The organism is Flavobacterium sp. (genome assembly GCF_041392005.1).
GTDB lineage: Bacteria > Bacteroidota > Bacteroidia > Flavobacteriales > Flavobacteriaceae > Flavobacterium.
The window spans coordinates 21,923-45,946 of the sequence record NZ_JAWKMX010000018.1; the positions used below are offsets into that span (position 1 = coordinate 21,923).

Genomic DNA, 24,024 nt, shown 5'->3' on the forward strand with positions numbered 1-24,024 from the left:
AAAAATAATTAGAAGGAAATACCAAACAATAATCCATCGCCTAAATAACCATTTTGATAAGCGCGAACATAATCGATTCGTAGAAAACGGAATTTACCAAAACCAATATTATTGAAACCAACCGAAAATTCTTGATACGGTTTATAATTTGGTACGTTTATTTGATGAAATCCGCCAATTAAATTCCATTGTAACTTGTTTAAAAGCGGAATTTTATTCATAATAAATCCGTTAAAGTTATGCTGAAAGTGCATTTCTAAATACGCATCGTTTGTAGAATTTGAATAATACGGCAGCAAACTATAACTGTTTAAATAGTTGCCACGAAAGTTCACATGCGTTTGGTTTCCGTTAAAATGTTTATAATCTATAAAAGCAATAGCATCAGCATTAAAAAACTTTCCAGCATTTAATTGTGTTGAAAAAGTTCCTTTGTTGCCAAATGTTTTATCGTATGTAGCAGTTGCATTAATATAATCGTACTGATAATTGCTTTCGGTTGCCGCAAAAGCTTTGGTATAACCAATGCTAAGTTTAGGATAATTAGAATCGCTAATATTAAATTTTCCATCGGGACGCGAAATATATTTTTGATTAAAACTAAACGAAGCGCGCACGCTTGCTTTCATAATATAATGTGTAGCAAATGGTGTAGCATTATAATTGTACGGTTCTAACGGATTATTGGACAAAAACGCATCATCATTTTTTATAAAAACATAAGTTGTAGTATTAAATAATGGTTTTCGTTTTTCGTACTCAACATTACCCGACATAAAGATTCCGTTTACCACTTCTTGCCCATATGTTCCACTAACAAATTCTTTGTTGTATAGTTTTATATAATTATCTTTAAAAAACAGTGTACTTATAGTATTAACAAAATTACTTATTGGATTTGATTTGTTAAATTGACTAACAGCACTTCCGCCTTCTGCATTAATATAAGCTCGATTAAAACCATTAAAACGATGATAAAACTGACCTGTAACACGCAACCTGTCTTCAGAAAAACCATAGTTAAACGTTGATGAAACTCGAGTATATTTTCTATTTTCTTCATTGTATTTTGTGAAGCTAAAACCGCTATCTAAATTCCAACCTTGAACCGTATTGTAATTTATAGAAGAAAAATTGAGCAATCCTTCATAATTAAAACGCCATTTTTTATAACTGTTTTTGTAACTATAACCCGAAATTATATCAAACGGTTTAAATTTATTGTTTTTTTTATCGATAGAATCTAAATATACTTGCGAGCTTCGAAGTGTTTGAATGCTATCTTTTTTATGATAATTTTCAACCTCTTCTTCGGTTAATGGAATTTGCCTGTTTTCTTCCCAATAGCTATTTTCTTTTTTATTGGCATTTTTGTCGAAACTTATAATTTCTTTTCCAAACGTATTGTTTTCAAACGCATCTTTAAATTGATAGTTACTAAATACGTGTGTAAATTTTCCAGTAAAATTAATTCCTAAAAAACCTGCTTTAAAATCTAACGATTGTACATTTTTTATCCAAAGTTTGTTGTTTTCGTTATAACTATAGTTTTGAACAAGTTGTAACGTTTCTAAAACCGGTTGCTGCATACGGTAGCCTTTTACGGCAACATCTACACCGTAAATTGCCCACGAATTTTCGACAATATAAATAAAACCTTCAAAAACGGGTTCTTTATCGCGCTTTGGTGTAAGTTTAATTTTATTTATTAACTGATTATTATCGTCGTAAAAAGTACCTTCTACAGAAAACTTATAATAACTAAAAGCATTATTCGCCAGAGGCGAAATCATATTAATATTAAACGCTACATAATTATTATAAAAATCGAAATCGGTATCTAAAGCGGTATTAAAACTAAAACCATTATCGTTTCCTGCTACTTTAGACGCAATAATTTCTTCTCTTAACTTATTTGGCTTTTCAAATTTTATTTTAGAAACAGTTTCCGAAAGGTAAATAACACCACTTCCTGTAGAATCAATATTACCGTCTAAATCGCCAACTTCTTGTCCCAAAATTTTCTTTGGCATATCTTTTACTCTAAAAATACCTTTCGAATAAAAATCGGCTTCAAATTTATCGGTACGCATTGTATTTTTCTTTTTAGAAGCTATTGCTTTGCGTATAATTTGATTTGCCGGATTATCGGCATTGCTTATTAACAACTCGTTTAAATTATAGCTTTCTTCTTCCAAAACAACATTTAAAACATAAGGTTGCTTGGCTAAATTTACAGTATGCTTTTGGGTTTTGTACCCTAAATATTTAAATACAACTGTTATTTCATTGGTTTCGAAATAATTTAGCTCATAAACGCCAAATTCATTAGTTGTAGTACCCGAATACGTATTTTCGATATAAATATTAACAAACGGAAGCGGATTATTTTTTGCATCGGTTACTTTACCTTTAATTTGAGCTACTAAAAATATGCTAAAAAACAAAAACGCAATTGCAAAAAATTGTTTCATTTTTTTACTCCTACTAAATTAATTGTTTTGATGTAATAAAAACGATTGAACAGCCAACTCGTAACTTTGTAAGCCAAAACCAATAATAACACCTTTTGCATTTGGCGAAATGTACGATTGATGACGAAAACTTTCTCTAGAAAAAGTATTGGTAATATGTACCTCTATAACAGGAGCATGAATACTTTTAATAGCATCGCTAATACCTATAGAAGTGTGGGTATAAGCACCTGCGTTTAAAATAATACCGTCGTATGAAAAGCCAACTTCGTGTAGTTTAGTAATAAGCTCTCCTTCTATATTCGATTGAAAAAAACTAAAACTAACACTTTTATACGTATCTGTTAAATACGATAAATAACGTTCAAAAGAAATGTTACCATACAACTCGGTTTCTCTTTTTCCTAATAAGTTAAGATTAGGACCATTTAGTATTGCTAACTTCATAACTGTTTTTTTGGTAAAAATAGCAAAATGATAGCTTGAAAAGCAGATTTATTAGTATTTTATTTACATTTCAGATCACTTTTACACCTTTAAAACTGATTAAAACTTGTACATTAGATAAAAATTTAAAAAACAAAATACTGATTAACAGTCGTTTAACACGTTTCGAATATTATTCAACAGAGATTTTATATTATATGCTTGCAAATAAAAAAAAAAGAGTAAATTTGCACCATAACTTTAAAAATTAAACTAAACATGAAAAAAGTATTATTTGCTGCAATAGCAGTTTTAGGTTTTATGAGTGTTCAAGCTCAAGAGAAAACAGAAAGTGGTCAAACTTCTGAAGGAAAATGGTTAATCGAAGCTAACACTGGAAACGCAATGTTAGGTAATACAGGTTTTTATTTTTCATCTCAAGATGGTGAGTCTATGTACAATATTGGATTAGATGGTGGTTATTTCGTTATTGACGATTTAGCAATCAAAGCTGGTTTAGGCTATGGTGGAAACAGCGTTGATGACTCTAATGTATTTTCTTACCGTGTTGGTGCAAAATATTATGTTAAAAGTATGATTCCTGTAACTTTAGATTTAACTGGTGCTTCAATTAAAGATGCTGACGAAAACCCAATGTGGTTAGGTGTTGGTGCTGGTTATGCTTGGTTTTTAGGTCAAAACGTATCTATTGAGCCTGGTGTAAGATATAATCATTCATTAAATGATAATTATACAGATAAAGGTGTGTTCCAATTTAACGTTGGTTTCGCTTTACACTTCTAATATTTAGAAAAAGTAATTATAGTAAAAATCCGAGCAATGCTCGGATTTTTTTGTTTTTATAAATACCGTTATAGTATTTTACTACTTACATACCCCGTAGTGCATTTAGAAAATTTTATTGGTTTATTTCGTCAGTTCGAGTATTTCTTGGGTAAATTTGCATAAAATTTATCTAAGAAATGTATCGAGAACTTACAATTTAATACTTCTCGATAAAATTTTTCTTCGCTTTACTACGAAAAATTACTCGAAGTGACGTCGCTTAATAACTTTTAGCTTCTAAATGCACTACGAGTTTATATAATTATTTTTCTCAACTGAATAGTAAAATCAAATTTTAATACTCTATTGCTTTTCGAGTATATATAGAATCGAAATAAAGAGAATTTGTATTGAAAATTGTTTAATTGCGCAATAAATATTTTACATGATTTTATTACAAAAAACATTTTAACTTACTATTGAAACAAAAATACATTTTATTAAATAGCACGTAATTAATACAATCGAAGTTTTAAACCATAAAAAAACGCCCAAAAGGGCGTTTTTTTATTAGAATTCTAAATAAATAATCTTAAGCTTTTCCTGCTGCAATTAAGTTTAGTGCAGAACCTGCTTTAAACCATTCTATTTGCCCTTCATTGTATGTATGGTTAGCCACAATAATATCTTTAGAACCATCTATATGAACAAATTCTAATGTTAGTGGTTTACCTGGTGCAAATTCGGTTAAATCTAAGAAATTAATAGTGTCGTCTTCCTTAATTTTATCGTAATCTGCTTCATTAGCAAATGTTAATGCTAACATTCCTTGTTTTTTAAGATTGGTTTCATGAATACGAGCAAACGATTTAACCAAAACAGCTCTAACTCCTAAATGACGAGGCTCCATAGCAGCATGCTCACGAGAAGAACCTTCTCCATAGTTATGATCGCCTACTACAATTGTAGGAACTCCAGCTGCTTTATATGCTCTTTGAACCGCTGGAACAGCATCGTAAGTACCTGTTAGCTGATTTTTTACTTTATTAGTTTGCTGATTAAAAGCATTAACCGCACCTATTAACATATTATTCGAAATATTATCTAAATGTCCGCGATAACGCAACCAAGGACCCGCCATAGAAATATGATCGGTAGTACATTTGCCAAAAGCTTTTATAAGCAATTTTGCATTTGTAATATTTTTTCCGTCCCAAGGTTTAAAAGGAGCTAACAACTGTAAGCGTTCTGAACTTGGACTTACCATTACTTGTACCGAAGAACCATCTTCTGCGGGCGCTTGAAAACCTGGATCATCTACATCGAAACCTTTAGTAGGTAATTCTTCTCCTTTTGGTGGGTTTAATTTTATAGCTTCTCCGTTATCGTTTAATAACGTATCGGTTATTGGGTTAAAATCTAAACGACCCGAAATTGCTAAAGCAGCAACCATTTCTGGCGACGTTACAAAAGCGTGTGTATTAGGGTTACCATCGGCACGTTTCGAAAAATTACGGTTAAACGAGTGCACAATGGTGTTTTTCTCTTGTTTATCGGCACCTTCTCTATCCCATTGACCAATACAAGGACCACAAGCATTCGTAAACACTTTAGTTCCTAATTTTTCGAAAGTTTCAATAATACCGTCTCTTTCTATAGTAAAGCGAATTTGTTCGGAACCTGGATTAATACCAAACTCAGCCTTTGGCGAAATATGGTTTTCTACAGCTTGCTCTACTATTGAAGCAGCGCGCGACATATCTTCATAAGAAGAGTTTGTACACGACCCTATTAAGCCCCACTCTACTTTAATTGGCCAACCGTTTTTCTCGGCTTCTTCTTTCATTTTAGAAACGGGTGTTCCTCTATCTGGAGTGAACGGTCCGTTAATATGAGGTTCTAGTTCTGATAAGTTAATTTCAATTAATTCATCGAAATATTTTTCTGGATTGGCGTAAACCTCGTCATCGCCAGTTAAGTATGAAGCAACTTTATCGGCTGCATCTACAACATCTTGACGGCCTGTAGCAGCTAAATAACGACGCATAGAATCGTCGTAACCGAAAGTTGATGTTGTTGCACCAATTTCGGCTCCCATATTACAAATAGTACCTTTACCTGTACACGACATTGATTTTGCACCTTCGCCAAAATATTCAACTATAGCGCCTGTTCCACCTTTTACGGTTAAAATATCGGCAACTTTTAAAATAACATCTTTAGGTGCAGTCCATCCGTTTAATTTTCCGGTTAATTTTACACCAATTAATTTCGGAAATTTCAATTCCCACGACATTCCTGCCATTACATCTACAGCATCGGCACCACCAACACCTATAGCAACCATTCCTAAGCCTCCAGCATTTACCGTGTGCGAATCGGTACCAATCATCATTCCACCAGGAAAAGCATAGTTTTCTAGCACAATTTGATGAATAATTCCTGAACCTGGTTTCCAAAAGCCTATTCCGTATTTATTTGAAACCGATGATAAAAAATCGAACACTTCGCTTGATTGTGATTTTGCAGTTTTTAAATCGGTTGCTGCACCAACTTTTGCTTGAATTAAATGATCGCAATGCACTGTTGTGGGAACTGCCACTTTGTTTTTTCCTGCGTGCATAAATTGCAACAATGCCATTTGAGCCGTTGCATCTTGACAAGCAATTCTATCGGGAGCAAAATCTACGTAATCTTTACCTCTTTTAAAAGCTGTTGTAGGGTTACCATCCCATAAATGAGAGTATAATATTTTTTCGGAAAGTGTAAGTGGATGCCCTACAATTTCGCGTGCTTTATCTACTCGCGAAGGCATATTTGCGTACACTTTTTTAATCATTTCAATATCAAAAGCCATAGTACAAGTTTTTATTTTTGTTAAAGTGCCACAAATTTAACAAATCTAAACGATATTTAAAAATTTTTAATAAAGTCTTATTTTATAAAAGATTTTGTTTGCAAAAAATCGATTTTAATGATAATATTATAATTTTTAATGCAAAAAAAGTGCTTTTATTAATAAATTACTATTTTTAAAAGAAGTTTTTAATAATTTTACAAAAGGTGTTTCATAAAATAATTCGTAATTCTATTTATCGCGTAAATTCATTATTGGTTTTTCAAAAAAAGTATATAAAAAATACGATAATAAAATGGTAATTGAAAAATATAATACGGTTATAAATACACTTGACAATGTTACGTTAAAATAAGAAAAAGAATATTTTAATAGCACCGAAATTATGCTATAATGCAGTAGATACATACTGTATGATATTTTACTAATAAATGTTACTGGAAGTTGTAGCCACTTTATTGTTTTCGTCCAAAACACAAATACGGGTAACAACATTGTTATGGTTACAGACGTTAGCGTAAAATAAAAAACATTAAAATATACTGGGCTCGAAACAATAGTAAAACCCAACACATTTAGCACAAGAAATTGAGCCAAAAATAAATGAACAGCTATTATAAAAAAATAAATACTTAGTTTTTTAAGCCAAACCGCATAATACTTATAACACCACGCTACAATAAACCCCCAAAGTATGGCATCTATTCTATAAATTACAACCGATTTTATAGTTACATTCCAAATTTCTAAATCTTTTATAGGGTTTTGTATGTACGATATATAACGAATAGTATGAAACATAAAAATAAGCAGTAAAATTAATGCTAAGAACATTTTTTTTCTGCTTGTTTTAAAAAACTGAGCAATGCCAAGCAAAAGAACTGGAATGCTTAAATACGTCCATTCTTCTACAGATAAACTCCACGATTCTTTAAATATACCAATATCGTAATACGAGAAATTTTGTATAAAAAAGAAATACTTCAAAACATTATTGTAATCGTACTGAAACCAAAATGCAATTATAATATTTAATACTAAAACCAAATAATACGCGGGTAAAGTTCTGAACCACCTACGTTTTAAAAAATTTACAACAGCCGAAAAACTAAAAGCTTGATTTACAAAACTATCGAGAAGAATAGTTCCTATTAAAAATCCGCTTAAAACAAAAAAAAGTTCAACACCAAAATACCCAAACACTCCACTTATCATCATTAAAAACGGATAATAATCGTTTAAAACATAATACAAATGCGAAATAAGTACACAAATTATTGCGGTTGCTCTAACCAAATCGAGTCCAAAAATTCTAGTATTTGATGTAAAGATTGCTTGCATTATTGTATTTTTGTTATTCAATACCAATCTGTTTGCCAAAGATATATAAATACCTGCTTTTTTGTTTAATTGTTTCGAGTATTTTTGGAACAACAACCTACTATTTTCTTTCAAACAGGCACAAAGCAATTGTTAAAACGCACGTGTATCATACACTTGGTTTTATAGACAACAACTGGAATATTACCGAAAACAACCATCAATTTAAGCTTGTAACACCTACTTTGCTTATTGATGGCATTTACAAATCGATGGAAGGACCAAAAGTTTCAAGAGTTATACAACTTAACAATTCTGATGATGTATATGTAATTACTGGTTTTAAAATTGAAGCTGTAGATGCCACTACATTAAAAAGCGTTTCAAAAGAATTTATTTGTCATATGAATATCGATTTAAACGACAAGAGTTATTACACCGCTTTTAATTTACACAACAGAATAGGAAAACAATTTCCAAGGCTTACTTCATTATCTAGTGGATTTGAAGAATTTTCCTTTCCTAAAGGTTACGGTTTTATTATTAAAGGTAACGAACCTTTATTTGTAATGTCTGAAGCTTTAAACCAAAACATTAGTCCAATTACTAAAAAAATAAAACATTGTATTACTATTGATTATGAAAAATATAATGGTTTGCAAAAGCCTTTACAAAATAAAATTACCTACATACGACTTCCTTTTGACAAATATGACCCTTATAAATCGCCAACCGATGTAGGCAACAACCAATGTGTACCTGTTGAAACTAAAAACCACACCGAAACCGACAATAATGGCAATATGCTTTCGGGACATTGGGTAATTCCGAATGGAAAAAAAACATATCGCAGTTTTATAAACTCGCAATTACAAATTAAAGATAGTTTGTGTTTGCATACTGCCGCAATTCATGTTCATCCGTTTGCTACACAAATTAGCTTGTATGACAAAACTGAAAACAAAACTATTTTTACTAGTAAAATTGAAAATTACAAAGACAAAATTGGTTTAGTAAAAGTAGCGCCTTTTTCTTCAAAAGAAGGTGTTTGGTTATATGTTAACCACGAATACGAATTAATTTTAGACGTTAACAATACTTCTAAAATTGATCAAGATATGATGGGAAGTATGTTTTTGTTTTTTTATGATAAAGAATTAGATGAGAAATTGAAGCAATCTAACAATTAATGCAAATCGTTTATTTCTTTTAAAAAGTAACAAAACTCAAAATGTGTCATACCTATTTTAGGATAATAATTAACCGCATCTGGTGCGGCTAATAAGATAATTTTTGCCAAAGGTGCTGCTAATTTGGTATGTTGTATTAATGCTTTACCAATCCCTTTATGTTGAAATTCAAGATTAACGGCTAAGTCAGATAAATACGTGCAAAAGGAAAAATCGGTTAACGAACGACTAACGCCAATTAATTTGCCATTATACCGAGCCGTAACAATTAAATTAGCATGTTTTAGCATGTCTTTTAATCGGTCTTCTTCCGTTATTGGTCTTCTTTCTGCTAGTGTTGATTGAATTAAAATTTGCTTAAACTCATCAACACTTAAATCATTTTCTATTTGGTACTCAATAACCAACTCAGGCATTAAAATAATTTTTTAATAATATCCTCTTCCGAAATACCTTCGGCATCGGCTTTGTAATTTTTTACAATTCTATGACGTAAAATACCAAATGCAACCGCTTGAATATCTTCAATATCTGGCGAGAATTTTCCGTTTAAAGCCGCTTGGGTTTTTGCTGCTAATATTAAATTTTGCGAAGCACGAGGTCCAGCTCCCCAATCGATATAAGTTTTAACAAAACCTGGTGCCAAGCTATTATCGGGTCTAGTTTTGCTTACTAAGGTAACGGCATATTCAACAACATTATCGGCAACAGGAATTTTGCGTATAGTGTTTTGAAAATTAGTTATTTCTTCGGCAGTAAATAATGATGAAACTTCATTCTTTGTATTACTTGTAGTCGCTTTTACAACTGCTACTTCCTCTTCAAAAGAAGGATAATCAAGTTTTATCGCAAACATAAAGCGGTCTAATTGTGCTTCTGGTAACGGGTAAGTTCCTTCTTGCTCAATTGGGTTTTGCGTAGCAAGCACAAAATAAGGCAAATCTAATTTATAATGATGGCCTGCCACAGTAACAGCCCTTTCTTGCATGGCTTCTAGCAAAGCGGCTTGTGTTTTAGGTGGTGTACGATTAATTTCGTCTGCTAAAATAATATTGGAAAAAATGGGGCCTTTTATAAATTTAAAGTTTCTGTTTTCGTCTAAAATTTCACTTCCTAAAATGTCCGACGGCATTAAATCGGGTGTAAACTGTATGCGTTTAAAATTGAGCCCTAAAACTTGTGAAATGGTATTAACCATTAAGGTTTTAGCAAGTCCTGGCACACCTATTAAAAGGGCATGTCCTCCAGCAAAGATACTTAACACTACTTGGTTAATTACTTCGTCTTGACCTACAATTACTTTTGCTATTTCTTTTTTTAAAGCGTTTTGTTTTTGAACTAATTGTTCGATAACGTTTACATCAGACATAATTTTTTTGTATAAATTTTAACTAAAGTAATAAAAATGAAAGAAATTACTTTACATTATTTATTTTTTAAACCAATTGTTCGAAAATTCACAATTTTGGTATTCTTTATCGATACTAATATAAGTTTCGTTAATTTTTTCTTCCATCCATTTACCTACTTCTTTAAATTGTTTATCGGTTAGTGCTAATTCTTTAATTTTTAAGTAATCGCTAGCAAATTCGGCTTTATGCTCTGGCGTTTTACTATTTAAAGTTAGAATTTTATAGTATTGTTCGTTTCGTTCATTTTCGAAATAGGGTTGCGAAATTTCACCTACTTTTAAATCGACAATTTTGTTGTATAGCGATGGATCCATTTTTGTTAATTCAAACTTGGTTTCCATAGTACGCGGATTATACAGTACGCCTCCACTGTTTCTAGTTTCTTTTTCGTCTGATTCTGATTTTGCAGCTTCGGCAAAGGTAATTTCTTTGTTTAAAACTTTTGTTCTAATTGCTTCAATGCGTTCTTTTGCCTCTTTAAGTGCTTCGGTAGAAACTTCGGGTTTTATTAAAATATGGCGTAACTCTACGTCTTGTCCTTTAATTTTTTCTACCATTATAATATGGTAACCAAATTCGGTTTCAAAAGGTTCCGATATTTCGCCTTCTTGTAAACTAAAAGCTACATCTTTAAATTCTTTTACAAAAGGTGTTTTGCGGTTCATTTTGTAGAAACCTCCGTTTGAACTAGAACCTGGATCTTGTGAAAACAAAACGGCTTTTGAAAAGAAACTAGAACCGTCTAATATTTCTTGTCGTAGTTGTTTTAATTTGTTTATAGTAGCTAGCTTGGCTTCTTCTGAAACTTTTGGTTTTATTACAATTTGCGCCACTTCTACTTCTTGCCCAAAAACAGGAATTTCATCTTGCGGAATTTCTTTAAAAAAACTACGAACTTCTTCGGGTGTTACTTCTACATCTTTTACAATTTTTTTTTGCATTTCAGAAGTTAACTTGTTCATTTTTATAACATCGAAAAAGTGCGTTCTTAAATCTTCTTCATTTTTTTTATTATAAAATTTAATAATTTGTTCTAAACTTCCTTCTTGCTCTTTAATAGCATCTAGTTGTTGACGTAAAATATCTTCTACTTCTTCATTGCTAACTATAATACTATCTTGAATAGCTTGGTGTGCATACAAACGATCTTCTAGTAATTTACCTAGCATTTCGCAACGGGTAATATTTTTAGCATCTACACCTTGCGCTTTTAATTGTATAAATTCTAAATCTATATCGGAATCTAGCACAACATATTCTCCTACTACGGCTACTACTCCATCTATTTTTTTCTTGTTATTAGGCTGTGCAAAAGCAACATGACTAATACAAAATAATACGAGTGTTATTTTAATTATAGATTTCAAATTTTTCATCTTTAATGGCGTCATTTGTAATTTCTGTTTCTATTTTTTTTACTAATTCTAATTTTCTTTTATTTACAATAATTTGTTTTATGGTTGGTTTTAAAAATTGTAAAGGTGTTGGCGCATTTTCGGGCAAAACATCTACAATTTTAACTAACCAAACCGAAGTAGAGTCGGAAATTTGAAAACTATTAGCTCTACTAATATATTGCGATTTGTTTTCTAAATTAATTACTGGAATTTTCTCAAAAACTTGGTTAACATCTACCCAAACCGAATCGTTTAGTGCATAACTTTTAAACTGAATGCTTAGGTCATTTAATTCGTTTTTATCTTTTTTGGTAAAGGAAGTTAATTGACTTCTAATTTTTTCAATATTTGGGTTTTCTTTAACTAAATTTACATAGCGTAGTTTTACCAATTCGTTTGCATTTTTAAAATATTGTTTGTTTTGCTGATAGTAGGTGCTTATTTGCTCATTTGTAACCGTTGTATCTACTGTTCTAATAACCATTTGTTCTAAATAACCTTTAGTAAACAAATCGGTTTTATAGTCTTCTATTAATCGGTTATATTCAGAAACTTTATCGCTATTTAGGTTAACTTCGGCTGCGTCTAATAATAAAATTTTGGTTGCCCAATTTTTTATATAAGTTTGTATTATGGCTACGCTATCTTTAGCCGATGTGCCTTTAGGCACTAAGTTTTGAATGTCGTTTTTATACAAGAAAGTACTCCCTACACGTGCTACCGCTTCGGGTTCTTTTGCTGTGGTAAAATAATTACACGATGCAAAAAAAAGAACAACGACTATGTATAGTGAAAATTTAAACATTATAGCTGTAATTCTTTTTTAACCTTTTCAAAAACGGCTGTGTTTATGTTAACGTTAAATTCTTTCTTTAAATCGGAAACCCAATTTTCTTCTAAATATTGTTGATAATCGCTTACTAGTTTTCCTTTACACTCGTCTATAGTCTTAGGTTGGCTAGGCAAAACTTCGGCAACATTAGCAACAAAATAATAGTTACCTTTTTGTGCCACATCTGTAATACCTTTTTTCTTTATTTGAAGTTCTGGAATAGCTTCATAATCTTCTTCAAATTGACCCGACTTTGTAATAATTGTAATTTTATCGTTTGTGTTAAGTTTTTCTTTTATGTAATCGATTGATTTTCCTTTTTTCAAATATTTTCTAGCTTTTTCTATAGCAGCTTTATCGGTAGAAGAATAAATATCTAGTTTATATCTATTTTTCCACATATACTTATTTTTATTAGTATTGTAAAATTGTTGTAAGCCAATGCTATCATTTTTGGCTTTGTCCCAAATTTGTTTTTCCATTAAATCAAACAGTAATAAACCATCTCGATATTCTTCCATTACATAATGAAATTCTGGGAATTCTGTTTCTAAATTATCATCATAATAGGTAACCAACTCGTTGTTTACAAAATTTTCGTACAGTTCGGCTACTAAATTACCAACTGGTTTTGTTTGTAATTTTCCCTTTTGTTGTGCGGCTATGTACTGTAAAAAAGCTACTCCTGAAACTTTTTTATCAGTATTTATGGTTAATAAAGTAGTCTCGAAAGGTTTTACATTTTGTGGTTGTTTCCATTTATTGCTATAAACAGAATCGGTTACCGTTTTGGCAATGGCATTATAAAGTTCATTATTGCGCTGAACACTATATTTTTTGCGTAGTTTTTCATGTAAAAAATTGGTTATTTTTACTGAACGCACATCGTTTTTAATACGATTTTCCAACTCAATTTTACTGTCTTCAAACGATTTAATAGGATATCGATTAACTAATTTTATAATATGCCAGCCAAATTGCGACTGAAATGGCTCTGATACTTCTTCTGGTTTTCTTAACGAAAAGGCTACATCTTCAAACTCTTTAGAGGTTAACTCTCCAGAGCTAAAGCGCTGTAACAAACCTCCTTTTGATGCCGTCGATTTATCATCAGAAAGTTGTTTGGCTAATTCTTCAAAGCTTTCGCCTTGTTTAATTTTTTTAGAAATATCAATAATGTTTTGTTCTACTTTATCGGCTGTAGCTTTATCGGCTCCTTTAGGAAGCAAAAGCATAATGTGCTTTACTTGTACATCGCCTCTATTTTCGCGTTTGTCTTCAACTTTTAAAATATGATAGCCAAAACGAGTTCTAAAAATATTCGACACTTTACCTACCGGTGTAGTATAAGCAGCATTTTCAAAGGGATAAACCATTTTAAAAACAGAAAAATAACCCAAATCGCCTTTATTATTTTTTGCCGATGGATCTTCTGAGAATTGATATGCCATTTCAGAAAAGTCTGCTCCTTTATCTATTTTATTTTTAATAGTTACCAATTTATTGTAGGCTTTAAGTGTATCGGCTGGAGTAGCATTTTGCTCTACTAAAATTAAAATATGCGAGGCTTTTACTTCTTCGGTAGTTCTGTTGTAAGCTTCGTTAACCAGCTCGTCGGTTACTTTTGAATCGTTTAAGTAATTTTTTGCTAATTGCGTTCTGTACGATTTTAACTCGGCTTTGTATTTATCTTCATTGTCTAAACCTAATTGTTTTGCTTTTGCAACCTTTAATTTATAACCAACATATAAATCTAAATAGTTGTCTAAATTTTTTTGAGAATCGTCTTTCACTAAATTTAGATTCTTTTTATAAACTCTTGAAAAATCGTCTGTATAATAGGGTTTATCATTTATTGTAAACAAGGTTTCTTTTTTATTGTTTTGAGCAAACCCCACAATACCTAATAAGAAGATTAATAATGTAAAGAATATATTTTTCATTTTGATAAATTTAATTCGAACGAACAAAAATAGTAATTCATCTGTATTTAACAATAGTAATACTATGTATTAACAAAATTTTAGTTTCGAATGTTGCCAGTCGTTTTTAAGATTAAATAGAATACCCTACTTTTGCACAAATTTTTTAAAATGAGTTTTTTAAACGAAATAGCAAAACGAAGAACCTTTGGTATTATATCGCATCCCGATGCTGGTAAAACAACTTTAACCGAAAAACTACTACTTTTTGGTGGGGCTATTCAGGAAGCAGGTGCTGTAAAAAGCAATAAAATAAAAAAAGGAGCTACTTCCGATTTTATGGAAATTGAACGCCAACGTGGAATCTCGGTTGCTACTTCTGTTTTAGCGTTTATTTATAAAGGTAAAAAAATCAACATTTTAGACACACCTGGGCATAAAGATTTTGCCGAAGACACCTTTAGAACCTTAACCGCCGTAGATAGTGTAATTGTTGTAATTGACGTAGCAAAAGGTGTAGAAGAACAAACCGAAAAACTAGTTGAAGTTTGCAGAATGCGCAGCATTCCTATGATTGTTTTTATTAACAAACTAGACCGCGAAGGTAAAGACGCTTTCGATTTGCTAGATGAAATTGAACAAAAATTAAAATTAACAGTTACGCCTTTAAGTTTTCCTATAGGAATGGGTTACGATTTTAAAGGAATTTATAATATTTGGGAAAAAAACATAAACCTTTTTACAGGCGACAGCAGAAAAGACATTGAAGAAACCATTGCCTTTGATGATGTTGCAAACCCCGAACTGGATAAAATTGTAGGCGAGAAAGCAGCCAATAAACTTAGAGAAGAACTAGAATTAGTTGCAGAAGTTTATCCTAATTTTAACAGAGAAGAATATTTAAATGGAAATTTACAACCTGTATTTTTTGGTTCTGCTCTAAATAATTTTGGAGTTCGAGAATTATTAGACTGCTTTATTGAAATTGCGCCACAACCACGACCAAAAGAATCGGACACACGATTAGTAAAACCCGATGAAAAAGCATTTTCTGGTTTTGTTTTTAAAATTCACGCCAATATGGATCCTAAACATCGCGATAGATTGGCTTTCATAAAAATTGTTTCGGGAACTTTTGAACGCAATACTAATTATTTACACGTTCGTTTAAATAAAAAATTAAAATTTTCGAGTCCAAACGCTTTTTTTGCCGAGAAAAAAGAAGTTGTAGATATTTCGTATCCTGGAGATATTGTGGGATTACACGACACTGGAAACTTTAAAATTGGTGACACGCTAACTGAAGGCGAAATAATGAATTTTAAAGGTATTCCTAGTTTTTCGCCAGAGCATTTTCGTTATATTAACAACGCCGACCCACTAAAATCGAAACAATTAGAAAAAGGAATTGACCAATTAATGGACGAAGGTGTTGCGCAGCTCTTTACACTTGAAATGAATGGTAGAAAAGTAATAGGAACAGTTGGTGCCTTACAATATGAAGTTATACAATACAGGCTAGAGCACGAGTACGGAGCAAAGTGCACCTATGAAAATTTTCCTGCGCATAAAGCTTGTTGGGTAAAACCAGACGACCCTAAAAACGAAGAGTTTACTGAATTTTTACGTGTAAAGCAAAAATTTTTAGGCCACGATAAACAAAAGCAATTAGTTTTTCTTGCCGATAGCGAGTTTTCTATACAAATGACACAACAAAAATACCCTAGTGTAAAACTATATTTTACATCAGATTATAGAAAGCAATAATTTTTTAAAAAATATTGTTAATTATTAGTTTTTTTAGTAATATTGTGCTATCTTAAATTAATTTAATTACTGAAAACATGAAATCTACTCTTTTAAAAATCAAACTTTTAGTTATAACGTTGTTAGTAAGTTTTGTTGGTTTTGCACAGCCAAATCCAGATGGCGACGATGATTTTGAAACACCAATTAACACTTATGTAATTTGGTTAGCAATGGCTGGAATTGTTTTAGCGTTTGGTTTTTATAAAAAGTTTAAAACTTTAAAACAATAATAAAAAATATAATATTACAAAAAAGAGAGTTTTAAAAACTCTCTTTTTTATAGCATTATTTTTTAGTTTCTCTTGCTAACAATGTGTTTTTTAACAACATAGCAATTGTCATAGGGCCAACACCGCCTGGAACAGGCGTAATATACGACGCCTTTTTAGATACGTTTTCAAAATCTACATCGCCTGTAATTTTATATCCTTTTTCGGTTGTTTCATCGGCAACACGGGTAATTCCTACATCTATTATAACGGCATCGTCTTTAATCATTTCTGCTTTTAAGTAATTTGGCACACCTAATGCCGTAATAATAATATCGGCCTGACTGGTTATTTGATTAATGTTTTTTGTATGACTATGTGTTAACGTAACTGTTGAATTTCCTGGAAACCCTTTTCTTCCCATTAAAATACTCATAGGACGACCTACAATATGACTACGACCAATTACTACCGTGTGTTTACCTTTGGTTTCCACATTATAACGTTCTAAAAGTTCTAAAATACCAAATGGTGTTGCAGGAATAAAAGTACTCATATCTAATGCCATTTTTCCAAAATTTTCAGGATGAAAGCCGTCAACATCTTTACTTGGATCTATGGCCATAATCACTTTTTGTGTATCAATTTGTTCAGGCAAAGGAAGCTGTACAATAAAACCATCTATAGCTTCATTTTGATTGAGTTCTTCAATTTTTTTTAACAATTCGGTTTCTGAAGTCGTACTCGGCATTTTTACAAGTGTAGATTCGAAACCTACACGTTCACAAGCTTTAACCTTGCTATTTACATAGGTTAAACTTGCTCCGTCGTTACCTACAATAATAGCTGCTAAATGTGGTACTTTTTCGCCTTTTTCTTTTATTTTGGCTACTTCGGCTGTAATTTCGTTTTTAATATCTTCTGATATTTTTTTTCCGTCTAATAAAATCATATAGTGTGTTGGTTTTGTTTTAGAAATAAAAAAGACGCCAAAAGCGTCTCTATTTATTATCGCATTCCTGGCATTTTGTTGCCCATCATTCGCATTAAATTTTTACCTGCACCACCTTGCATCATTTTCATCATTTTACTCATTTGATCAAATTGCTTCATTAATTGGTTTACTTGCTCTATTTTAGTGCCAGAACCTTTTGCAATACGTTTTTTTCGTTTTACGTCTATTATAGAAGGTTTACTTCTTTCTATTGGTGTCATCGAATGTATAATAGCTTCTATGTGTTTAAAAGCATCATCTTCAATTTCAACATCTTTTAACGCTTTTCCTGCACCTGGTATCATGCCAACTAAATCTTTCATGTTACCCATTTTCTTTATTTGCTGAATTTGCGTTAAGAAATCGTCGAAACCAAATTCGTTCTTAGCAATTTTCTTTTGCAATTTACGAGCTTCTTCTTCATCGTATTGCTCTTGTGCTCGTTCAACTAACGAAACTACGTCACCCATTCCTAAAATACGATCGGCCATACGTGAAGGATGGAATACATCAATGGCTTCCATTTTTTCGCCAGTACCAATGAATTTAATGGGTTTATTAACCACCGATTTAATTGAAATAGCAGCTCCACCACGTGTATCACCATCTAACTTAGTTAATACAACGCCATCAAAATTTAATCTATCGTTAAAGGCTTTCGCTGTGTTAACCGCATCTTGACCTGTCATGGAATCCACAACAAATAAGGTTTCTTGTGGTTGAATCGCTTTGTGAACATTAGAAATTTCGTTCATCATTTGTTCATCAACCGCTAAGCGACCCGCAGTATCGACAATTACTACATTAAATCCGTTTGCTTTAGCATATTTAATTGCATTTTGAGCAATTTCAACTGCATTTTTGTTTTCTCTTTCAGAATAAACCTCTACACCTATTTGTTCTCCAACAACGTGCAACTGATCAATTGCCGCAGGACGATAAATATCACAAGCAACTAATAAAGGTTTTTTAGATTTTTTTGTCTTTAAAAAATTGGCCAATTTTCCAGAAAAGGTTGTTTTACCAGAACCTTGTAAACCAGACATCAAAATAATTGAAGGATTTCCTGATAAATTTACACCAGCGGTTTCGCCACCCATTAATTCGGTTAATTCGTCTTTAACGATTTTAACCATTAATTGTCCTGGCTGTAAGGTTGTTAATACATCTGAACCTATTGCTTTTTCTTTTACGCGAGTGGTAAAATCTTTTGCAATTTTAAAGTTAACATCGGCATCTAATAATGCACGACGAACTTCTTTTAAAGTATCGGCAACGTTTACATCGGTAATTTTGCCATGACCTTTTAGTATATGAAACGCTTTGTCTAACTTATCGGTTAAATTATCAAACATAATGATGATTTTTTATAATTTGCAAAGATAGTATATTCGGTATTAGTTTCAAAAGTTTAGTTTTTGATTACTACATAAAAAAAACTACTTTTGAAAAATATTACTAATTTTTATTGTATGATTTTAACCACCACCAACTCCATTGAAGGATTTACCATTGCCGAATATATAGATATTGTTTCTGGAACGGCTGTAAATGCACAAAAAATGACAATGACATTTAACATGCAAAAGTTTTATGACGGAATTAGCGAAAGTATTGATGAAGTTAAAACAAAAGCATTTGAGCATTTAAAAGAAAATGCTGACAAGTTAAACGCCAATGCTGTTGTTGGTATTAAAGTTGATATTGATTTTACGGCATCCAATTTTATCACGGTTTTTATATCGGGAACTGCAGTAAAAATTCTTAAAACAAGAACGAATAATGGCTAAATAAATTAAAAATACCATCAATAATTGATGGTATTTTTAATTAAGCTTGTTAGTCTTTAATTTTAAATACTTTTCGAAGTATATCTTCCATTAAACACCATTTTGTAAAAGCGGACTGTAATAAGTTAGCACCAACAAAAATGGTAAACCATAGCCAATTTTGATTGACGTACATAGCTAATAGTACACTTATAATAATAAATGTTCCAGCAATAGCTCTAATAATTCTATTAATCATTTGTATTTATTTTAGTTATTATTTTCCCATTTTTTGCGTTCGGTAATGTAATATATCAACGGTACAACTAATAAGGTTAATAATGTTGAAACTATGGCGCCAGCAACTAATGAAATGGCTAATCCTTGAAAAATTGGATCAAATAATATAATTGATGCGCCAATGACTACTGCACCCGTTGTTAATAAAATAGGTGTTGTACGAACGGCACCTGCTTCAATTATAGCTTGTTTTAAAGGAATGCCATCGTTTAATCGAATTTCGATAAAGTCAATCAATAGTACTGAATTTCGCACCATTACACCCGCTAAGGCTATCATTCCAATAAACGAAGTAGCAGTAAAGAAAGCACCCAATAACCAGTGACCTAAAACAATACCTACCAACGATAATGGAATAGCAACCATCATTACCATTGGCGTTTTAAAGTTTTGAAACCAACCTACAATTAACATATATATTACTATAATTACTACTAAGAAAGCAGCGCCTAAATCGCGGAATACTTCAAGTGTAATTTGCCATTCACCATCCCATTTTACAGTAAAATCAGTTTCCGATTCGGGTTGTCCCATATATATTTCATTTACAGCATACCCTTTAGGCAAATTCATTTTTTGTAACTTTTCATTCATTCCTAAAATTGCATACACAGGACTTTCTAATGCTCCAGCCATATCGGCTAAAACATATACCACTCTTTTTTGATCTTTACGATAAATGGCATTTTGTAACGTATCTACTTTTACTTTTACCAAATCGCTTACTGGAACCACATTGCCTTGATTGCCTTTTATTTTTAAATTTTGAATGTCCTTAATCGAGGTTTTTTCAGCATCATCTAGCGTGAGTACTATTCCAACCGGATCAACCGAACGTTCATCATATAAATTTGAAACAGGCATTTCACGAAGTAAATACGTTAAATTTCCTACTATTTGTTGTGGCGCAATTCCATTCAACATCGCTTTTTCTTTATCTACTTCCAATTTGTATTCTACTTGCGGTGCTTCCACCATCCAATCGATATCAACTACATCTGAAGTATTATCAAGAATAGTTTTTACTTGATTAGTAACTTCAATCTGTTGTTTATAATCGGGTCCGTAAACCTCAGCAACCAATGTAGATAATACAGGTGGTCCTGGTGGCACTTCAACTATTTTTACATTAGCACCATATTTTTTAGCAATTTTTTGAACTTCTGGACGAACAATTTTAGCAATATCATGGCTTTGTAAATCTCGATCTTCTTTATGTAATAAGTTTACCTGAATATCGGCCATATTACTGCCGCCACGCATATCATAATGACGTACTAAACCGTTAAAAGTAATCGGTGCCGATGCGCCAATATAATTTTGATAATCTACAACTTCTGGAACGGTTGAAAGATATTGCGCTATTTCTTTGGTAACTGCAGCTGTTCTTTCTAATGTAGTGCCTTCGGGCATATCAATGACTACTTGAAATTCGTTTTTATTATCAAATGGTAACATTTTTACTGCTACCGATTTAGTGAAGAACATGGCAACAGAACCTAATAATAATAAGATGGTAATGGCAAACATTACATTTCTTTTTACAGATGAACTATCTAATAATGGTTGCTCTAACTTTTTATAGATTTTATAAATCCAAGATGTTTCTAATCCTTGTTCTTCTTTATGTTCTTGATCCTCTTTTTCTTGTAACAAATGATATCCTAAATAGGGCGTTACCGTTAATGCAACAAATAAAGACAATAACATGGCAATTGAAGCTCCAATAGGCATCGGACTCATATAAGGCCCCATCATACCACTTACAAATGCCATAGGTAAAATAGCCGCAATAACGGTAAAAGTTGCTAAGATTGTTGGGTTGCCTACCTCATTAATTGCATATATAGCTGCTTGTTTAAATGGAAGACGCTTCATCTTAAAATGTCGGTGCATGTTTTCAGCAATAATGATACTATCATCTACTACTATACCTACCACAAATACTAATGCAAACAGCGTGATTCGGTTTAAGGTATATCCTAGCATATAATAACTAAACAATGTTAAAGCAAACGTTAATGGAACAGAGAAGAATACAACCAATCCACCACGCCAACCCATAGCTAACATAACCAAAATAGTAACCGCCAAAATTGCCACACCTAAGTGTAACAACAACTCGCCTACTTTGTGCGATGCGGTTTCTCCATAGTTACGTGTAATTTCAACATGAACATCTGATGGAATTAAGTTTTTCTTCAATTCTTCAACATGCGTTAAGATTTTCTCAGAAATCTTCATCGCATCAGCACCTTTTACTTTGGCAACTGAAATAGTTACCGCTGGATATTCAGAGTTGTGAGATTTGAAATTCTCATTAGCTTTTCCATATCCAAAAGAAACATAGTTCTTCGGCGTTTGTGGTCCGTCTTGAATAGTTGCCACTTGTTTTAAGTAAACCGGCATGTTTTTATTCACACCCACAACTAAATTTTCAACATCTTCTGTATTTGCTAAAAACTTACCCGTAGTAACTAAATATTCTTGATCGTTTTGCACAAAAGCTCCTGATTGCGAACTACCATTATTGGCTTTTATCATTTGCATAATGCTTAGTGCGTCTACCCCATTTTCAGCCATTTTAGCAATATCTAAAACAACTTTAAGCTCACGTGTTCTACCGCCTATTTCTTTGGTAATGGCAACATCTTTTACTTTTTCAATTTCGTTAGTCACTTCTTCGGCTAACTGACGCAATTGAAAATCATCGTAATTTTCACTCCATAATGTTAAACCAAGCATTGGAACATCGTCAATAGAACGTGTTTTAACAACTGGTTGCATCACGCCTTCTGGAAACATATCTTGGTGTTTCATTAGCTCATCGTATAATTTCACATACGAATCTTCGCTATTTTCACCTACATAGAACTGAACCACCATCATCGAATAGCCGTTAAATGCCATACTATGAATATGCTCTACTCCTTTTATGTTACCAATAATTTTCTCAAGTGGTTTAACTACTCTATTTTCTACTTCACTTGGATTTGCTCCTGGATACATGACCATAACATCGGCCATAGGAACATTGATTTGTGGTTCTTCTTCTCTTGGAATTAAGAACGAACTATATGTACCAATAATCATCAAGGCTACCATTAATAAAATGGTTAGTTTTGAGTTGATGAAAAAATTGGCTATTTTACCTGATATACCTTCTTGCATAATCTTAATGTGTTAATGTGTCGATGTGTCAATTAAATTGGCTAATTGACATATTGATTAATTGGCTAATTGAATTTTAGCGCCGTTGAATAATTTTCCTTCTGCTGAAACAATGTATTGTTCTTTATTGTTTAATCCTGATAAGACTTCTACTTGGTTACCAAAAGTTTTACCTAAGCGCAACCAACGTAAAATAGCCGTATTATTTGAACCAACTGTATAAATCCCTGTTAATTGCCCTTGTTTTACTAAAGCACTTTCTGGGACTAAAACCATGTCTGAAGCAGCAGTATTTACATTTTTTTCAATAGGAAATTGCACATTCACAAACATTCCCGAAAGGATTTTAGCCTCTGATTTATCTAAATCTATTTTCACTAAATATTGACCGCCTGTGTTTTTAGCCGATAAACTTACTTCGCTAACGATCCCGTTTATTTCTTTGGAAATAGATTTTACCAAAACTTTTACTTTCATTCCTTTTACGATTGACGCAATATCTGTTTCGGAAACCATTGCCGTAACTTGCATTTTTTTTGCACCTTCAATACTTACTAATGGCATTCCTGGGTTTGCCATATCACCTTCTTTTACAAACGTATTGGTTATTACACCACTAAAAGGAGCAGTAATATTAGAATAAGCAAACTGAGCACTAATTTCGTTTCGCATTTGCTTTGCTGCTTCTAAACCCGCTTTAGCCATTTCAAAACGTGCAGTCATATCGTCTAATTCTTTTTGAGAAGCACTTTGCTGTGCAAATAAATTCACAAAACGATCATAATCCTTTTTAGCATTATTGTAACCTGCTTGCGCTTGAATAATGGAAGCATCTACTTGTGCTTTTTTTGCTTGTAAATCGGTATTATTAATTGAAACTAAAAGCTGTCCTTGATTTACACTTTGCCCAACTTTTACGTTTACCTTGGTAACATAACCCATCATTCGGGTGCTAAGATTTGCACTATTTTCGGCTTCTATTTTTCCACTTGCCGATACATACGGACTTGCATCAGTTGATGAAATTCCCGCTACTTGCACTGGTATTGCAGGTAATGTATTTGTAGTTTCTTTTTTATCACTTCCACAAGAAATTAATACTATAGAAGTTAGTGTTAGTATTGCGATTGCTTTTTTATTCATGATAGTCTATTTT

At 32.1% G+C, this 24,024-nt stretch carries 19 protein-coding genes; 5 read left to right on the forward strand and 14 right to left on the reverse strand.

Translation table 11 applies throughout. From position 1 onward, the window contains the following. Positions 1-8: 8 nt before the first annotated feature. Positions 9-2,474, reverse strand: coding sequence for a DUF5686 and carboxypeptidase regulatory-like domain-containing protein (locus R2808_RS08840; RefSeq protein ID WP_371270609.1), 2,466 nt, complete (start codon positions 2,472-2,474; stop codon positions 9-11). An 18-nt stretch (positions 2,475-2,492) separates the two neighbouring features. Continuing rightward, positions 2,493-2,921 carry a type II 3-dehydroquinate dehydratase gene (locus R2808_RS08845; RefSeq protein ID WP_371270610.1) on the reverse strand — a complete coding sequence of 143 codons (429 nt, stop codon included), beginning with the start codon at positions 2,919-2,921 and terminating at the stop codon, positions 2,493-2,495. Positions 2,922-3,179: 258 nt separating this feature from the next. Here R2808_RS08845 and R2808_RS08850 point away from each other — a divergent pair, with 258 nt between their 5' ends. Further along, on the forward strand, positions 3,180-3,704 hold the full coding sequence (locus tag R2808_RS08850) for a hypothetical protein (RefSeq protein ID WP_371270611.1): 525 nt from the start codon (positions 3,180-3,182) through the stop codon (positions 3,702-3,704). A gap of 574 nt (positions 3,705-4,278) precedes the next feature. Here the strand turns inward: R2808_RS08850 and R2808_RS08855 are convergent. After that, positions 4,279-6,543, reverse strand: coding sequence for an aconitate hydratase (locus tag R2808_RS08855; protein ID WP_371270612.1), 2,265 nt, complete (start codon positions 6,541-6,543; stop codon positions 4,279-4,281). 231 nt (positions 6,544-6,774) lie between these two features. Next, positions 6,775-7,884, reverse strand: a complete 1,110-nt coding sequence (locus R2808_RS08860) for an acyltransferase family protein (RefSeq protein WP_371270613.1) — start codon at positions 7,882-7,884, stop codon at positions 6,775-6,777. Positions 7,885-7,916: 32 nt separating this feature from the next. On the opposite strand from R2808_RS08860, the gene R2808_RS08865 reads away from it, so the two are divergent. Then, positions 7,917-9,053, forward strand: a complete 1,137-nt coding sequence (locus tag R2808_RS08865; protein ID WP_371270614.1) for a hypothetical protein — start codon at positions 7,917-7,919, stop codon at positions 9,051-9,053. Here R2808_RS08865 and R2808_RS08870 read toward each other — a convergent pair. Genes R2808_RS08870 through R2808_RS08890 form a run of 5 tightly spaced genes read right to left on the reverse strand, consistent with a single transcriptional unit; the run spans position 9,050 to position 14,637 of the window. After that, positions 9,050-9,469 carry a GNAT family N-acetyltransferase gene (locus R2808_RS08870; RefSeq protein WP_371270615.1) on the reverse strand — a complete coding sequence of 140 codons (420 nt, stop codon included), beginning with the start codon at positions 9,467-9,469 and terminating at the stop codon, positions 9,050-9,052. The genes R2808_RS08865 and R2808_RS08870 overlap by 4 nt on opposite strands. Then, entirely contained in the window at positions 9,469-10,422 is a 954-nt protein-coding gene (locus R2808_RS08875; protein ID WP_371270616.1) for an AAA family ATPase, read from the reverse strand. The genes R2808_RS08870 and R2808_RS08875 overlap by 1 nt, the downstream gene beginning before the upstream one ends. A gap of 60 nt (positions 10,423-10,482) precedes the next feature. Next, the gene (locus R2808_RS08880; RefSeq protein WP_371270617.1) at positions 10,483-11,841 is read right to left on the reverse strand and encodes a peptidylprolyl isomerase; all 1,359 of its coding nucleotides are present in this window, start codon (positions 11,839-11,841) and stop codon (positions 10,483-10,485) included. Next, a complete protein-coding gene (locus tag R2808_RS08885) occupies positions 11,816-12,667 on the reverse strand; it encodes a hypothetical protein (protein ID WP_371270618.1) in 852 nt (283 codons plus the stop codon). Before R2808_RS08885 ends, R2808_RS08880 begins: the two co-directional genes overlap by 26 nt. Next, the gene (locus R2808_RS08890; protein ID WP_371270619.1) at positions 12,667-14,637 is read right to left on the reverse strand and encodes a peptidylprolyl isomerase; all 1,971 of its coding nucleotides are present in this window, start codon (positions 14,635-14,637) and stop codon (positions 12,667-12,669) included. The genes R2808_RS08885 and R2808_RS08890 overlap by 1 nt, the downstream gene beginning before the upstream one ends. A 150-nt stretch (positions 14,638-14,787) precedes the next feature. Between R2808_RS08890 and R2808_RS08895 the strand changes: the two genes are divergently transcribed. Together R2808_RS08895 and R2808_RS08900 are read left to right on the forward strand one after the other, a co-directional pair. Then, the gene (locus R2808_RS08895) at positions 14,788-16,383 is read left to right on the forward strand and encodes a peptide chain release factor 3 (protein WP_371270620.1); all 1,596 of its coding nucleotides are present in this window, start codon (positions 14,788-14,790) and stop codon (positions 16,381-16,383) included. 77 nt (positions 16,384-16,460) lie between these two features. Next, positions 16,461-16,655, forward strand: a complete 195-nt coding sequence (locus R2808_RS08900) for a hypothetical protein (RefSeq protein ID WP_371270622.1) — start codon at positions 16,461-16,463, stop codon at positions 16,653-16,655. Between the two features lie 55 nt (positions 16,656-16,710). Here the strand turns inward: R2808_RS08900 and R2808_RS08905 are convergent, their stop codons facing one another. Continuing rightward, entirely contained in the window at positions 16,711-17,586 is an 876-nt protein-coding gene (locus R2808_RS08905) for a bifunctional 5,10-methylenetetrahydrofolate dehydrogenase/5,10-methenyltetrahydrofolate cyclohydrolase (RefSeq protein ID WP_371270623.1), read from the reverse strand. Positions 17,587-17,642: 56 nt separating this feature from the next. Further along, a complete protein-coding gene (gene ffh / locus R2808_RS08910) occupies positions 17,643-18,983 on the reverse strand; it encodes a signal recognition particle protein (protein WP_371270624.1) in 1,341 nt (446 codons plus the stop codon). A 117-nt stretch (positions 18,984-19,100) separates the two neighbouring features. On the opposite strand from ffh, the gene R2808_RS08915 reads away from it, so the two are divergent. Further along, the gene (locus tag R2808_RS08915) at positions 19,101-19,418 is read left to right on the forward strand and encodes a YbjQ family protein (RefSeq protein ID WP_371270626.1); all 318 of its coding nucleotides are present in this window, start codon (positions 19,101-19,103) and stop codon (positions 19,416-19,418) included. A gap of 49 nt (positions 19,419-19,467) precedes the next feature. On the opposite strand, the gene R2808_RS08920 is transcribed toward R2808_RS08915, so the two are convergent. Genes R2808_RS08920 through R2808_RS08930 form a run of 3 tightly spaced genes read right to left on the reverse strand, consistent with a single transcriptional unit; the run spans position 19,468 to position 24,011 of the window. After that, positions 19,468-19,656, reverse strand: coding sequence for a DUF2892 domain-containing protein (locus tag R2808_RS08920; RefSeq protein WP_371270627.1), 189 nt, complete (start codon positions 19,654-19,656; stop codon positions 19,468-19,470). An 11-nt stretch (positions 19,657-19,667) separates the two neighbouring features. After that, positions 19,668-22,868, reverse strand: a complete 3,201-nt coding sequence (locus R2808_RS08925; RefSeq protein WP_371270628.1) for an efflux RND transporter permease subunit — start codon at positions 22,866-22,868, stop codon at positions 19,668-19,670. Positions 22,869-22,925: 57 nt separating this feature from the next. Continuing rightward, on the reverse strand, positions 22,926-24,011 hold the full coding sequence (locus R2808_RS08930; RefSeq protein WP_371270629.1) for an efflux RND transporter periplasmic adaptor subunit: 1,086 nt from the start codon (positions 24,009-24,011) through the stop codon (positions 22,926-22,928). Between the last annotated feature and the right edge of the window lie 13 nt (positions 24,012-24,024).